Origin of the sequence: Streptomyces atratus, from assembly GCF_014648655.1 — a bacterium.
In the GTDB taxonomy this organism is placed as follows: Bacteria; Actinomycetota; Actinomycetes; order Streptomycetales; family Streptomycetaceae; genus Streptomyces; species Streptomyces atratus.
Window position 1 is genome coordinate 18,522 of the sequence record NZ_BMRN01000057.1, and the last position, 14,076, is coordinate 32,597.

The 14,076-nt window shown below is 70.1% G+C and carries 11 protein-coding genes; 8 read left to right on the forward strand and 3 right to left on the reverse strand.

Annotation, left to right across the window (positions count from 1 at the left end; translation table 11 throughout):
- The first annotated feature begins 45 nt into the window (after window positions 1-45).
- The 6 genes from IEZ15_RS38630 (at window position 46) to IEZ15_RS38655 (ending at window position 8,055) form a co-directional block, all read left to right on the forward strand.
- A complete protein-coding gene (locus tag IEZ15_RS38630) occupies window positions 46-957 on the forward strand; it encodes an ABC transporter ATP-binding protein (protein WP_189281693.1) in 912 nt (303 codons plus the stop codon).
- Window positions 954-1,811, forward strand: a complete 858-nt coding sequence (locus tag IEZ15_RS38635) for an ABC transporter permease (protein WP_189281694.1) — start codon at window positions 954-956, stop codon at window positions 1,809-1,811. Before IEZ15_RS38630 ends, IEZ15_RS38635 begins: the two co-directional genes overlap by 4 nt.
- 474 nt (window positions 1,812-2,285) lie before the next feature.
- Window positions 2,286-2,768 (forward strand): YbaK/EbsC family protein, encoded by a 483-nt coding sequence (locus IEZ15_RS38640; protein ID WP_229846410.1) that lies wholly within the window; start codon window positions 2,286-2,288, stop codon window positions 2,766-2,768.
- A 173-nt stretch (window positions 2,769-2,941) separates the two neighbouring features.
- A complete protein-coding gene (locus IEZ15_RS38645) occupies window positions 2,942-4,525 on the forward strand; it encodes an MBL fold metallo-hydrolase (protein WP_189281695.1) in 1,584 nt (527 codons plus the stop codon).
- Window positions 4,526-4,627: 102 nt separating this feature from the next.
- The gene (hppD, locus tag IEZ15_RS38650) at window positions 4,628-5,644 is read left to right on the forward strand and encodes a 4-hydroxyphenylpyruvate dioxygenase (RefSeq protein WP_189281696.1); all 1,017 of its coding nucleotides are present in this window, start codon (window positions 4,628-4,630) and stop codon (window positions 5,642-5,644) included.
- On the forward strand, window positions 5,641-8,055 hold the full coding sequence (locus tag IEZ15_RS38655) for an aminotransferase class I/II-fold pyridoxal phosphate-dependent enzyme (RefSeq protein ID WP_189281697.1): 2,415 nt from the start codon (window positions 5,641-5,643) through the stop codon (window positions 8,053-8,055). Before hppD ends, IEZ15_RS38655 begins: the two co-directional genes overlap by 4 nt.
- Window positions 8,056-8,158: 103 nt before the next feature.
- On the opposite strand, the gene IEZ15_RS38660 is transcribed toward IEZ15_RS38655, so the two are convergent.
- On the reverse strand, window positions 8,159-8,785 hold the full coding sequence (locus tag IEZ15_RS38660) for a GNAT family N-acetyltransferase (RefSeq protein ID WP_229846411.1): 627 nt from the start codon (window positions 8,783-8,785) through the stop codon (window positions 8,159-8,161).
- Window positions 8,786-8,826: 41 nt separating this feature from the next.
- Window positions 8,827-9,624 carry an alpha/beta fold hydrolase gene (locus IEZ15_RS38665; protein WP_114242467.1) on the reverse strand — a complete coding sequence of 266 codons (798 nt, stop codon included), beginning with the start codon at window positions 9,622-9,624 and terminating at the stop codon, window positions 8,827-8,829.
- Window positions 9,625-10,090: 466 nt separating this feature from the next.
- Between IEZ15_RS38665 and IEZ15_RS38670 the strand changes: the two genes are divergently transcribed.
- Window positions 10,091-11,044 carry a TauD/TfdA family dioxygenase gene (locus tag IEZ15_RS38670; RefSeq protein WP_189281698.1) on the forward strand — a complete coding sequence of 318 codons (954 nt, stop codon included), beginning with the start codon at window positions 10,091-10,093 and terminating at the stop codon, window positions 11,042-11,044.
- 66 nt (window positions 11,045-11,110) lie between these two features.
- Here IEZ15_RS38670 and IEZ15_RS38675 read toward each other — a convergent pair whose 3' ends face one another.
- Window positions 11,111-12,301 carry a cytochrome P450 gene (locus IEZ15_RS38675; RefSeq protein WP_189281699.1) on the reverse strand — a complete coding sequence of 397 codons (1,191 nt, stop codon included), beginning with the start codon at window positions 12,299-12,301 and terminating at the stop codon, window positions 11,111-11,113.
- Between the two features lie 372 nt (window positions 12,302-12,673).
- Here IEZ15_RS38675 and IEZ15_RS38680 point away from each other — a divergent pair.
- Window positions 12,674-14,076, forward strand: a 1,403-nt coding sequence (locus IEZ15_RS38680) for a condensation domain-containing protein (RefSeq protein WP_229846412.1), incomplete at its 3' end; no start/stop codon positions are given.

The following is a 14,076-nucleotide window of genomic DNA, read 5'->3' on the forward strand; positions in this document are numbered from 1 at the left end:
GTGGTCCGATGACGCCCGGGGTGGCTTCGGGCCACGATGAAGCACATGATCGAAGTCAACGAACTCACGAAGCGTTACGGTCCGAAGGCCGCGGTCAGTGACCTGAGTTTCACGGTGCGCCCGGGCCACGTCACCGGATTCCTCGGGCCGAACGGTGCCGGCAAGAGCACGACCCTGCGCATGATGCTGGGGCTGCACCGCCCCACCAGCGGCAGTGTCACCATCGACGGCCGCCCCTTCGCGGACCGCCCCCGCGGCATGCGCCACGTCGGGGCGCTGCTCGACGCGCACGACGTGCACGGCGGCCGTACCGCCCAGGCGCACCTGACCGCTCTCGCCGTCAGCAACCGCCTCCCGCGCCGCCGCGTCGGCGAGGTCCTGGAGGAGGTCGGCCTCGGTGACGCGGGCGGGCGCCGCATCGGCGGCTTCTCCCTCGGCATGAAGCAGCGCCTGGGCATTGCCACCGCGCTGCTCGGCGACCCGCCGGTGCTGCTCTTCGACGAGCCGCTCAACGGGCTCGACCCGGAGGGCGTGAAGTGGGTGCGCGGCCTGTTCCACCGGCTCGCCGCCGAGGGGCGCACCGTTTTCGTCTCCAGCCACCTGATGTCGGAGATGGAGAACACCGCCGACTTCCTCGTCGTCATCGGCAAGGGCCGGCTCATCGCGGCCGAGAGCCTGAAGGACTTCGCCGCGCGCGGCACCCGCCAGAGCGTCAGCGTGCGCACGCCCGATGTCGCGGTGCTGCGGACGGTCCTCACCGACGAGGGCGCCCACGTCGAGCCCCACACCGACAACTCGCTGACGGTGACCGGCCTGAGCGCCTCGCGCATCGGCGACCTGGCCTTCCAGAACATGGTCCCGGTGCACGAACTGACCCCCCACACCGCATCGCTGGAAGCGGCCTTCATGGAACTCACCGCCGACAGCGTCGAATACGCCGCAGGAGACGCCCGATGACCGAGACCGCCACTGCCCCCACCCCGTCGCCCGTGCGGTCCTTCGACACGACCGAGCCCCGTGCCCGCTTCGCCGACCTCGTCGCCGCCGAGTGGATCAAGATCTGGTCGCTGCGTTCGACCCCCTGGGCGTTCCTGGGCGGCGCGCTGGCCGTCATCGGCTTCAACGTGTTCACCACGTACAACGACTACAGCAACTGGCCCGGCTGGAGCCCCCAGCAGAAGGCCGAGTTCATGCCCAACTGGGCGATGCTCGACACGTTCACCGACGCCGCCGTGCTGTGCCTGATGCTGACCGCCAGCGCGATGGGCGCCCTCACCGTCGTCGGCGAGTACAGCACCGGACTGATCCATACGACCTTCACCGCCGTGCCCGCCCGCCGCTCGGTGATGGCCGCCAAGGTCCTCGTCGTCACGCTGGTGACGACCGCGCTCGGCCTCTTCGCCGCCGGGGGCTCGTTCTGGCTGACCCAGGCGATCCTGTCCGGGCGCGACACCGGCCTCTCGCTGGGCGACCCGGGCGTCGTGCCCGCACTCCTCGCCTCCGCCCTGGTTGCCCCGGTGGCCGCGCTCGTCGGCATGGCGGTCGGCGCGCTCCTGCGGGCCGGCGCAGCCACCATGGGCGTGAGCTTCGCCGTGCTGCTGCTCGTCCCGATGGCCGTGAGCGACGACCACTACGGCACGGCCGTCGTCGACCACCTGCTGCCCTACAGCGCCTGGGCGCGGCTGATCCAGGTCGTCGAGAAGCCCGCGCACTTCCCGTGGTCGCAGGGCGGGGCATGGGCCGTGTACGCGGCGTGGGGCCTCATCTCCGCCGTGATCACCGTCGTCGCGGTGCAGCGCCGGGACCAGTAACCGCCCACGCGTCATACGGAAAGCCGTCGTCGGACATCCGACGGCGGCTTCGTCGTTCTCCGCGCTCTCTTCCCACGCCCCTTTTCCCGCGTCCTTTTTCCGCTTTCCGCACTCATTTTCAAGGGGCTGTTCAACAGCAGTTGAACAGGTGACCATTTCGGTACGGGTTCCTGGGACGGGCGGCACTCGAGATCACCGCGTACCCCACGAGTCGTACGCGCATGGATGAGCGGGCTGTCAGATCTCGCTGGGCACGTTCTCTCTCCCCACTTCTTCTCCATCGCAAAGGCATGGTGCACCGCTGCCCCGATGAAACCGATGAACCCGGCGTCCTTCAACGGCGCACTCACATGTTCTCGTCCGGCTCGGTCTCGCACCGGATGATTCCCTACGACCCCGAGGGCTCCACGAAAGGCCGCCGGCAGACCGCGAAGACATCCCCTGGAACAGGCCGCGAAGTCCATCGTCGTACGCGTGGCCACGGGCAAGCGCTCACGGCGCTACGTGCTCGCGGTGGTCCCCGGCGACCGCCGCGTCGACCTGGCGGCGCCGGCCGGCCGCTACGGCGGGCGGGAGACGCCGTTCGCGGACCGGGAGGTCGCCGGGCGACCGACCGGCAGCGTGAGCGGGTCCATCACCCCGTTCGCAGTCTCGTGCGAGCCGGACCTCCCCGCCGACGAGAACCTGCTCGTCCACGAGGAGATCTGCTTCGACGCCGGGCGGCTCGACCTGTCCGCCGCCCTGTCCGTGTCCGACTGCCCCGCCCTCGCCGAACCGGCCTCGCGCCGAGAGCCGCGTGACGACAGGGGAAACAGCAAGAAAAGGGAAATGGCCCACCGTGGCCGGCCGTTCAACCACACCGAATCAGCGGTTGAACGCCGGTACCACGGCGGGCCATTGGCCTTTCGCGGTGTTCTCGCACGTGTCCTGGTACGTGTTCAGGCCGACCGGTATTGAACGACAGGACGCCCCCGGGGCATTGTGCTGCGGCAGGGCACCTCGTGAACCGGATTCCAGAGCCCTGTTGTTTCCCCTTGTCGTTCTTCACGGTCCGCTGTTGCGTCATGAGCAATTGATGCGTGCACCCCGGGCGGTCCTATGTCTTCGGTTCTCCTGGAGGGAATGCGCAAATGGCTGATGAGCAGCTGTTTCTGCGGTCGAAAGCAATCATCGAGCCGCTCGTGGACAGGTTCTTCGCCTGGCCCTACACGATCGCGCCGGTACAGGCGGCGATGAACCTGGCCTTTCTCCAGGTACCGCTGCTCGAGTCCTACCTGCAGTCGCCGCAGGTACACGTCGCGGCCAGCAACAACCCGGAGCTGCGTGGCGGTTACTTCATCAACATCCCGCAGGAGCGCGCCGACGAGGTGCGCGACCTGCTCGCCGCGATCAAGCGCGACCGGGCCGACATGCTCAAGTTCGCCGAGGCGATCGCCGCGGGTCAGGAGATCCTGCGCGCCAACGCCACCGGCTTCGACCTGACACCCCTCTACCCCAAACTGCCCGCCGAGCTCGGCGGCCTGGTCGAGCTCGCGTACGACACCGACAACCAGGCGCAGATGCGCTTCATGGAACCGGTCGTCTACAAGAGCAACGTCTACCAGGAAGCCCGCCAGTCGGTGCAGCTGTCGATGGAGACGGGCATCGAGCGCCCGTTCATCCTCAGCACCCCGCGCCTTCCCTCGCCGGACGTCCTGGAACTGGACATCCCGTTTTGCCACGAAGGCCTCGCGGAGCTCTTCAGGAGCCGCGTGCACCCGACGACGCTCGCGCACCTGCGCGACGCGCTCGGCCTCGACGATGCCCAGGCCAAGCAGCTGCGCACCCTGCTCACCGACAAGCCGAGCCTCTCCGAGGACCGCCACATCGACAGCGGCGGCCGCATCCGCTACTTCGGCCACGCCTGCCTCGTCCTGCAGACGCCCGAAGCCGCCATCGTCACCGACCCGTTCATCAGCGCGGACAGCGACAAGACCGACCGGTACACGCTGGACGACCTGCCCGACTACATCGACCTCGTCCTGATCACCCACGGCCACCAGGACCACATCGTCCTGGAGACGCTGCTCCAGCTGCGCGGCCGCCTCGGCGCGATCGTCGTCCCGCGCTCCTCGCGCGGCAACCTGGCCGACCCGTCGATGGCGCTGATGCTGCGCCACCAGGGCTTCAACGTCATCGAGGTCGACGACTTCGACGAGGTGGAGTTCCCCGGCGGGAAGATCACCGCGACGCCGTTCCTCGGAGAGCACTGCGACCTGGACATCCGCGCCAAGTCGACGTACTGGGCGGAGCTGGCCGGCAAGAAGATCTTCATCGGCGCCGACTCCTCCGGCATCGAGCCCAACCTCTACCGCTACGTCAAGAGCCACCTGGGCCGGGCCGACATCGCCTTCCTCGGCATGGAGTGCGACGGCGCCCCGCTGACCTGGCTCTACCAGGCCCTGCTGACCATCCCGGTCACCAAGAAGATGAGCAACTCCCGCAAGCTGTCCGGCTCCAACGCCGAGCAGGCCGCCGCGATCATGACCGAGCTGGGCGCCAACGAGGCGTACGTCTACGCGATGGGCGAGGAGGACTGGCTCGGCCACGTCATGGCCACGACGTACACGGAGGACACCTACCAGATCAAGCAGATCGAGGAATTCCTGACCTGGTGCAAGGACCGCAACATCAAGGCCGGTCACCTCTTCAAGCAGCAGGAGTGGCGCTGGTAGCCGCTGCCTGACCGCGTCAGTGACAACCCCCGGGCGGGGCACCCCCACAACGCCGCACACCGCGGCGCGGGTGCCCCGCCCCCGGCAACAGGAGGTTTCTCCGTGGTTGTGCAAGACATCGCTTACGTGGAGCTGTTCACCAGGGACAAGCTCTCTGCCGTCGACTACTTCGAGTCCGCCATGGGCTTCACCCGCGTCGCCGACTCCGTGGAGGTCGACCGCAGCTCCATCCTGCTCGGACAGGGCGACGTACAGCTCGTCGTCACCTCCGGGCGGGGCATCTGGAAGTTCCTGGACGAGCACGGTGACGGCGTCGCCGACATCGCCATGACCTGCGACGACGTGGCGGCGACCCGGGACGCGGCGGTCCTCGCGGGCGCCGAGCCGGTCGTCTCCCGCGGCAACACGGCCGTGTCGGGCTTCGGCAGCGTGGTGCACACGCTCGTCCCCGCCGCCGGCAGCTCCGCCGGCCGGCTGCCGCCGGGACACAACTGGATACCCGTGGGCGGCACCAGCCGCCCGCAGGGACGGATCCGGCTCCTCGACCACATCGCGGTCTGCCTCCAGGGCGACTCGATCGGCGCGTACGCGGACTTCTACCGCGAGGCCTTCGGCTTCTCGCGCTTCTACTCCGAGTACGTCACCGTCGGCGGCCAGGCCATGGACTCCGTGGTCGTGCGCAGCGCAACGGGCGGTGTCACCTACACCCTCGTCGCGCCGGACCCGGGCAAGGAGTCCGGCCAGCTCGACGCGTTCCTGGAGCGCAACGGCGGGCCCGGGGTCCAGCACCTGGCGTTCCTCGTCGACGACATCATCCCCGCCGTACGGGAGTTCAGGGACGCCGGCATCGACTTCCTGACCACCCCGGACACGTACTACGACCTGCTCGTCGAGCGGTTCGAGGGGCTGCGCGAGATCGTCGACGAGCTGCGCGAGACCCAGGTGCTGGCCGACCGCGACGAGTGGGGCCATCTGCTCCAGCTCTTCAGCCGCTCCCCGTACGAGCGCAACACGCTCTTCTTCGAGCTGATCCAGCGCCGGGGCTCGCGCGGCTTCGGCAGCTCCAACATCCGTGCGCTGTACGAAGCGGTGGAGCGCGAGCGGCTGACCGCCGGATGAGCGCCACCGACTCCAGCACCGCGCGCCCGGTCACCCTGGCCGACTACGCGGCCAGGGCGCGCCCGGGCATCGAGCCCGACGTGTGGGACTTCCTGGAGGGCGGCGCGGGCGACGAACGCACGCTCGCCGCCAACCTCGCGGCCTTCGACCGGGTGTCGCTGCGGCCCCGGGTGCTGGCCGGACGCGGCGTGCCCGACACCAGGACCCGGATCCTGGGCCGCAGTTGGGCCGCCCCGGTCGCGGTCGCGCCGATGGCGTACCACACCCTGGCCCACCCCGACGGCGAGAGCGCGACCGCGCGCGGCGCGGGCGCGGCCGGAGTGCCGCTCGTCGTGAGCACCTTCGCGAGCCGCACCTTCGAGGAGATCGCGGCCGAGGCCTCGGGCCCGCTGTGGCTCCAGGTGTACTGCTTCCGCGACCGGGCTATCACGCGGCGGCTGGTCGAACGGGCCGAGCGGGCGGGCTTCGAGGCCCTCGTGCTCACCGTGGACGCGCCGCGCCTGGGCCGGCGGCTGCGCGACGTGCGCAACGACTTCCGGCTGCCCGAGGGCGTCGGGCCCACCAACCTGGCCGGGACCGGCGCCGACTTCGCCTCGCCGAGCGGTCACGCACTCACCGAGTTCGACCCGGCGCTCGACTGGTCGGTGATCTCCTGGCTGCGGTCGGTCAGTTCGCTGCCGGTCCTGGTCAAGGGGATCCTCACCCCGCACGACGCCCGGCGGGCGCTCGCGGCGGGCGTCGACGGCATCGTGGTCTCCAACCACGGCGGCCGCCAGCTCGACGGAGCCCCCGCCACCCTCGACGTCCTGGCGGACATCGCGGCGGCCGTCGCCGGAGCCTGCCCGCTCCTCGTCGACGGCGGCATCCGGCGCGGCACGGACGTGCTCGCAGCCCTCGCGCTCGGCGCCGACGCGGTGCTCCTTGGGCGCCCCGTCCTGCACGCACTGGCCGTGGCCGGGGCCCAGGGCGTCGAGGACGTCCTGTCCCTGGCCACCGAGGAGCTGACCGAGGCGATGGCGCTCACCGGCACCGGCTCGGTCCACGAGGCCGGGCCCGAACTCGTCGGCGCAGAAGGCGCGTCACCCCGTACGGTCGACAGCCCCGGGCCCTCGGGCCTGCGCCGGGAAGACCTGCACGGCAGCGTCTCGGACCCGGTCCTGGACACGATGAACTTCCTCAACGAGATCACCACCCGATACCCCGACGCGGTCTCCTTCGCGCCGGGGCGCCCCTACGACGGCTTCTTCGAGACCGAGCAGATCTTCACGTACCTGCGCCGCTACCTCGACCATCTGGAGGCGGAAGGCGCCACGCCCGAGCGGGTGCGCTCCGCGCTGTTCCAGTACGGACCCACCGGCGGCCAGATCCGCGAGCTGATCGCCGACTCACTGCGCAAGGACGAGGACATCGACGTCTGCCCGGAGTCGATCGTGGTCACCGTCGGAGCCCAGGAGGCCATGCTCCTCGCGGTCCGGGCGCTGATCCGGGGCCCCGAGGACGTCCTGCTCGTCTCCAGCCCCTGCTACGTCGGCATCACCGGCGCGGCCCGGCTGCTCGACATCCACCCGACCGCGGTCGCCGAGGCCGAGGGCGGTTTCCGCTGCGCCGACCTGGCCGCCGCGATCCGCGCCGAGCGGGCCCGGGGGCGCCGCCCCCGCGCCTTCTACGTCATCCCCGACCACTCCAACCCCTCCGGCACCACGGTGCCGCTGGAGACCCGCCACGAGCTGCTCGAACTGGCCGCCCGCGAGGACATACTGCTCATCGAGGACAGCCCCTACCGGCTGGTCAGCCCGGGCCGGCAGCTGCCGACGCTCAAGTCCCTGGACCGGGACCACCGGGTGGTGCACCTGGGCTCCCTGTCCAAGACGCTCTTCCCCGGGGCTCGCGTGGGCTTCGCGGTCGCGGACCAGCCCGTCACCGAAGCGCCGGGCCGCACGGGCCTGCTCGCGGACGAACTCACCAAGATCAAGTCCATGGTGACGGTGAACACCTCGCCGATCAGTCAGGCCGTCGTGGCGGGCATGCTGCTCACGGCGGACGGCCGCGCCTGCGAGCTCAACAAAGCCACGGCCGCGTACTACGGCGACGCGATGCGGGTCACCCTCCAGGCACTGGAGGCGGCGTTCCCGCAGGGCGAGCGCGCAGCGCTCGGCGTGCGCTGGAACGAGCCGAGCGGGGGCTTCTTCCTCTCCGTCACGGTCCCGTTCCGCGCGGACAACGCCGCGCTCACGCGCGCGGCGGAGGAGTTCGGGGTCATCTGGACCCCGATGTCGTACTTCTATCCACAGGGGGGCGGCGAGTACGGCCTCCGGCTGTCCGTCAGCTATCTGACGCATCATCAGATCAATGACGGCATCGCGCGCCTCGCGCGCTTCGTCAGGCAGGAGGCGGCCCGCACCCGGACATGAGCATGCGGCGGTTGCCGCAGGGCAGGAGCCCCGCGCCAACCACCACACACCGACGGCCTGTCGGGCCGGGCAGGAACCCGGCCCGACAGGCCGTCGGCGCCGCCTACAGGTCGCTCGCCGGAACCAGCCGCGGGTCGCGCGGCAGCGGCCAAGGAGCGAGCCGCGGGTCGGGGACCGGCTTGTCGGCCGTCTCCGCCTCGGCCGTCTCGAAGCCGCGCGCCAGGTAGTTGCGCACCGCATGGCGGTGATCGAGCGTGCTGGTGCGCAGAAAGACGTGCGACGTGGGCCCGGCTCCCGGGCTCCAGTCGACGCCGCCGCGCCAGGCGTTCTCCACGCACGCGGTCAGCAGCGCACCGCCCAGGCCCTGCCCGTAGAACTGCGGCAGCAGGCCGAACAGCACGATCTCCACCGCGCCGCCCGGCTGCGCCTCCAGCTCGAAGAAGCCGGCGACGGTGCCCCGGACCGTGGCGATCCAGGTCGCCATGGTGTCGCGGTTGACCCACGCCTCCCACGTCTCGTGGTCCCAGGCGAACCGGTCCGTCCAGCACACCCGGGAGCCCACCGCCGCGTACAGGGCGCGGCTCAGGTCGATCGACGGCACCTGGGACCGCTCCACCCGCATGGGCACGTCCGCGCGCACCGGCCGCAGCCGGTCGGGCGAGGACATCCGAAGCGTCCACGTGGTCACGCCCCGCTGCACGATCTTCGCCGCGGGTCCCGAATCAATCATCTCTGTCTGTGTCACAGCGAGCCCTCACATGTGATGGAGCGTCAGTACTTGGTGAGGAACTCGATGATCGCGGCATTCACCACGTCAGGGCGCTCCAGGTTCCCGAGGTGGCCGCAGTCGGGGATCTCCACGTGGTCGCAGCCGGGAATGGCGTCGGCGACCTCGGCCACCAGGTGCGGCGGGCAGATCAGGTCGTCGGCGAACGCGATCGTGCGGCACGGCACGGTGATCGTGCGCAGCACCTCGCGGCGGTCGCCCGCCCGGTCCACCCCCGCCTGGCCGCCGCCGCTGTTGCCGCCGGTCAGCTCGAAGATCTCCAGCCAGCCGGAGGCCGCGGCGTCATTGTTCAAGGTCGCCGGGGACAGCATCTCCAGGACCGTGCGCATCGCCTCGTACTTCGGCGGCAGCCGCACACCGCTCTCCCGCAGCGCCCGGTCCGCCTCGGTCAGCGCCCGCCGCGTCGCGTCGGAACGCGCCCGCGTGGCAATCAGAACGGCCGAGCGCACCAAGTGCGGCGCCTGGCTCGCCAGCTCCTGGGCGATCATCGCGCCCATGGACGTGCCCACGATCCGGCACGGGCCGAGGCCCAGGGCCTCGATCAGACCCCTGGTGTCGGCCACCATCTCGGCGAGCGTGTACATCCCGGGAGGCGCGTCGGAGGCGCCGATGCCCCGGTTGTCGAAGATGATCGTCTCGTAGCCCGCCTCGTCGAGCGCCGGCGTCTGGTGCGTGGTCCAGACGCGGCCGGCGGCCCCCGAGCCCATGATGAGGAGCACCGGCTCCCCCCGGCCCGAGCGCTGGTAGGAGAGCCGGATGCCGTTGGAGGTCACATAGGGCATGGCGCGCCCTCGGTCACAGTCGTGGTGTGCAAGAGGGTCTCCAGATCGTCGTGGGACAAGTCGTGCGAGAAGTCGCGAAAGACAGGGCGTGGGGGAGGCCGGGCCGGCGCCGGGCAGCCCGGCGCACCACCATGACACCGCCCCAACTCACCGATCAAGACAGTCTGTTGAGGCCTTCCTCAGACACGTACGCGCTGTTCAACCGGCCCGCGCACGCAGTTGAACGAACAGGCGGCCGCCGTTGACCCGGGGCGTGCGGCCGGGCGCATAGTGAGTCTTCGGCCGTGCCCGTCGGGATGCCCGATGCGGACCGCCGGCCCCGGGGTCCCCCGTCCCCGACCGCTTCCGGCCCCGCCCCGAGGAATCCCCCCGAGATCACGGACCAGGCGTTCCACCACGACCCCGCGGCCCGGTCACGGCCGCGGGACCACGGACGAGGAAGCACGGAAACGGAGAAGAAGCCGGCATGACCGACACCAGGGGCACCACCGACCCCAAGGACTGGAAGCCGCTGGAGCTGCGCCCCAAGGGCCGCACCGGCGCCGAGGCAATACGCGAACTCCTCGCCGACACCGGCGACTTCGGAGAACTGCTCGCCCGCGAGAAGGCCGTCGTGTTCCGCGACTTCGAGGTCGCCGAGCAGGACGTCGAGACCGCGATGGACCTGCTGCTGCCGAACCGGCTCGCCTACATGCACGGCACCTCGCCGCGCACCAAGCTCGGCGGGAACCTCTACACGTCCACCGAGTACCCGCAGCACATGACCATCGCCATGCACAACGAGCTGTCCTACAGCCACCACTGGCCCGAGCGGCTCTTCTTCTACTGCGCCACCACCCCCGGATCCGGCGGCGCGACGCCCGTCGTCGACGGCGGGCTGTGGCTGGACTCCCTCGACGAGGAGGTACGCGACGCGTTCGCGGCGGGCATCCGCTACACCCAGAACCTCCACGACGGCTTCGGACTCGGCCGCAGCTGGCGCCAGACCTTCGAGACCGACGACCGCGCAGTCGTCGAAGCCTTCCTGGAACAAGGGGAGTTCGACTGGCAGTGGACGCCCGACGGCGGGCTGCGCATGATCAGCCCCATCCGCCCGGCAACCGTCAAGCACCCGTACTCCGGCACCGAGGTCTGGTTCAACCAGGCCGACCACTTCCACCCGGCCGCGCTCGGCGACGAGACCTCCCGCGAACTCGCGCAGATCCTCCCGCCCGAGGAACTGCCCCAGTCCGTCACCTTCGCCGACGGCAGCCCCATCCCCGACGCCTACGCCCTGCACGTCCACGACACAGGCCTGGAGGCCGCCGTCGACGTCGACTGGCGCCAGGGCGACCTGATGGTCATCGACAACGTCGCGGTCGGCCACGGGCGGCGCCCCTTCGGCGGGGACCGCCGGGTCCTGGTGGCGATGTCCGACTGAGACCGAACGGTACGCGCGAAAGGGGCCCACCTCGACGAGGCGGGCCCCCTTCGCACGTACGGGCTCTCAGGCCGCCTTCATCCGGACCGGCAGGGTCTCGGGGCCGTTGACCACGATCGAGTCGAGGAGCTTCGGCTCGCCGTCCAGCTCGATGTGCACCCCTCGGCTCAGCAACATGCCGTACAACAGGCGAAGTTCGACCTTGGCGAGCATGCTGCCCAGACAGAAATGCTCGCCGAAGCCCAGCGACAGGTGCCGGTTGGGCGTGCGGCGCACGTCGAACACGTCCGGGTCGTCGAAGACGGTCTCGTCGCGGTTGGCCGACGGCAGCCAGAAGACCACCTTGTCACCCTCCTCGATCCGCTGCCCGTGGATCTGCGCGGGCCGCACCGCCGTACGCATGATGTGCGTCGCCGTCGACGTCCAGCGCAGCACCTCCTCCACGGCGGACGGCAACAGCTCCGGCTCGTCCCGCACCGCCCGCCACTGGCCGGGGTGCTCCAGGAACGCCAGCATCCCGCCGGCCGCCGCGATCCGCGTGTTCTCCGTGCCGCCGACCAGCAGGTTGTCACAGTTGAGGATCACGTCGTCCGGACTCAGGCGCTCCCCGTCGACCTCCGCCGTCGCCAGGATGCTCACCAGGTCGTCGCCCGGGTCCTTTGCCTTGTCGGCCTGGAGCGTCTCGAAGTAACCCAGGATGTTGAGGTGCGCGAACCTGCGCGTCGCCGGGTCACCCGCCGCGAAGGCCTGGCTCGTCAGGTCGTACAGGTACTCCCAGTCGGACTCCGGCACGCCCATCATCTTGCAGATCACATAGAGCGGGACACGGGCCGCGACATCGGCCACGAAGTCACAACCTCCGCTCTCCAGCGCCTTGTCGACCACGCCCTGGGCGATGTCCTTCATCTCCGCCTCCAGAGCGCGGACCGACCGCACCGCGAACCAGCCGTCGACCAGTCCCCGCAGCTGCTTGTGCCGCGGCGCGTCGGTGAGGGCCAGCGTGCGCCCGCCGCCCGGGTCCGCCCCGTGCCCGGCGGGCCGCAGCAGGATCCCCTGCGCCGAACTGAACGTCTCCGCGTCGCGATAGGCCGTGCGGATGTCGTGGTAACGGGTCAGCGACCAGAAACCGGGCAGCTCGCCCGGCTGGTGCCAGTGCACCGGATCGTCGGCACGCAGCCGGCGCCATTGCGCGAAGGGATCACCGTGGGAATAGAGTTCGGGATCCGTCAGATTTATGTACGGCGCTGATTCGGGCATACAAGTGCCTCGCAGATTGTGGAGTGGCCGGGAAACGATTCACGTAATTCTTCAGACACGCGCTCAGGCTATAGGCGGCATTCACGGTCACAGGGCGCGTACGAGTACGTCAAGGCTGTCCGGACCGGCCCCGCGGCCGGCGTTCAACTGCCGTGCTCACGCAGTTGAACGCCCACCGGAAGCACATTGATCACCGCTGGTCCCTGGGCCATAGTGAGTCGCCGCGCCAGGCGCTGAACAAGTCTGAATCATCAAGTCACAGCTTTGTGGTCACAGCTTTGTGCAAGAGGAGCTGGGCGGTCATGCGCATGCCCCGGTAGAGGCGGCCCGTGCTGTTCCAGTCGATGAGTCGAACGATTGGAGTGCGCGGAAATGGCCAAGAACGAGGGTGAGCTCCGCGAATTGATGGGCGGACAGCTCGGCATCTGGTACGCACAGCAACTCGCCCCCGGCAACCGGGCCTTCTTCATCTCGGAGTACATCGAGATCCACGGCCCCGTGGACCACGACCTCCTCGTGCGCGCCGCCGATCTGCGCGTGCGCGAGATCGAGACGCTGCGCCTGCGCGTGCGCACCGTCGACGGAACACCCATGCAGTACCTGCACGACACCGACGACTACCCCGTCCAGACCGTCGACGTCAGCGGCGAGCCCGACCCGTGCGCCGCCGCCCGCGCCTGGATGGACGCCGACCTGGAGCGCCCCGCCGAACTCGACGGCGGCCCGCTGTTCAACAACGCGATCATCAAGGTGGCGGACGAGCTCCACTACTGGTACGTACGCCCCCACCACCTCGTCCTCGACGGCCAGGGCGGCGTCGTCCTGGCCCAGCGCGCCGCCGAGATCTACACCGCCCTCCTGGAAGGCCGCGACCCCTCCGAAGGCGCCGCCGAACCCGTCTCCGTACTCCTGGACGCCGACCGCGCCTACCGCCAGTCCGCGCAGTTCGAGGAGGACCGCCAGTACTGGCGCGAGCTGCTCGCCGACCACCCCGCCGTCCACGGCGGTGACGCCCACAAGTCCCGCCGCGCCCAGCGCGCCCCCCTGCGCCACACCGGCGGCGTCGACACCGACGCCGCCGACGCCCTCAAGGCCGGCGCGCGGCGCCTGAGGACCAGCTTCGCCGGCCTGATGATCGCGGCCGCCGCGCTCTACCAGCACCGCGTCACCGGCGAACGCGAGGTCACCGTCGGCCTGCCCGTGCGCGCCCGCTCCGACAAACGGACCCTAGGCGTGCCCGGCATGACCTCCAACATCCTGCCGCTGCGGCTCACCATCGGCCCGGACTCCACCGTCGAGGACGTCGTACGAAAGACCTCCCGCGCGATCCGCGAGGGGCTGCGGCACCAGCAGTACCGCTACAAGGACATGCTGAACGACCTGAACATCGCCGACGGCGACCTGTGCGGGCTGCACATCAACGTCATGACCTTCGACTACGACCTGCGCTTCGGCGACTGCCCCACAATCGCCCACAACCTCTCCACCGGCCCCGTCGACGACATCCGCATCGACATCTACGCCCGCGCGGGCATGCAGATCAACATCGACGTCAACCCCGACGTCCACGACCTCACCGAGGCCGCCGCCCTCTCCCACCGCTACCTGAACGTCGCCAACTGGCTCGCGAACGCCGCGCCCGACGACCTCGTCGCGCGCGCCGAGCTCATGGGCGAGGACGAGCGCCGTCTGGTGGTCGAGGAGTGGAACGACACTGATGCCGGCCTGGTGCCGGGGACGCTGCCGGAGTTGTTCGAGGCGCAGGTGAGCAGGGC

Coding starts and splice junctions, on each gene's coding strand:
- IEZ15_RS38630 (WP_189281693.1), top strand. CDS start 46: ATGATCGAAGTCAACGAACTCACGAAGCGTTACGGTCCGAAGGCCGCG.
- IEZ15_RS38635 (WP_189281694.1), top strand. CDS start 954: ATGACCGAGACCGCCACTGCCCCCACCCCGTCGCCCGTGCGGTCCTTC.
- IEZ15_RS38645 (WP_189281695.1), top strand. CDS start 2,942: ATGGCTGATGAGCAGCTGTTTCTGCGGTCGAAAGCAATCATCGAGCCG.
- IEZ15_RS38655 (WP_189281697.1), top strand. CDS start 5,641: ATGAGCGCCACCGACTCCAGCACCGCGCGCCCGGTCACCCTGGCCGAC.
- IEZ15_RS38660 (WP_229846411.1), bottom strand. CDS start 8,785: ATGATTGATTCGGGACCCGCGGCGAAGATCGTGCAGCGGGGCGTGACC.
- IEZ15_RS38665 (WP_114242467.1), bottom strand. CDS start 9,624: ATGCCCTATGTGACCTCCAACGGCATCCGGCTCTCCTACCAGCGCTCG.
- IEZ15_RS38670 (WP_189281698.1), top strand. CDS start 10,091: ATGACCGACACCAGGGGCACCACCGACCCCAAGGACTGGAAGCCGCTG.
- IEZ15_RS38675 (WP_189281699.1), bottom strand. CDS start 12,301: ATGCCCGAATCAGCGCCGTACATAAATCTGACGGATCCCGAACTCTAT.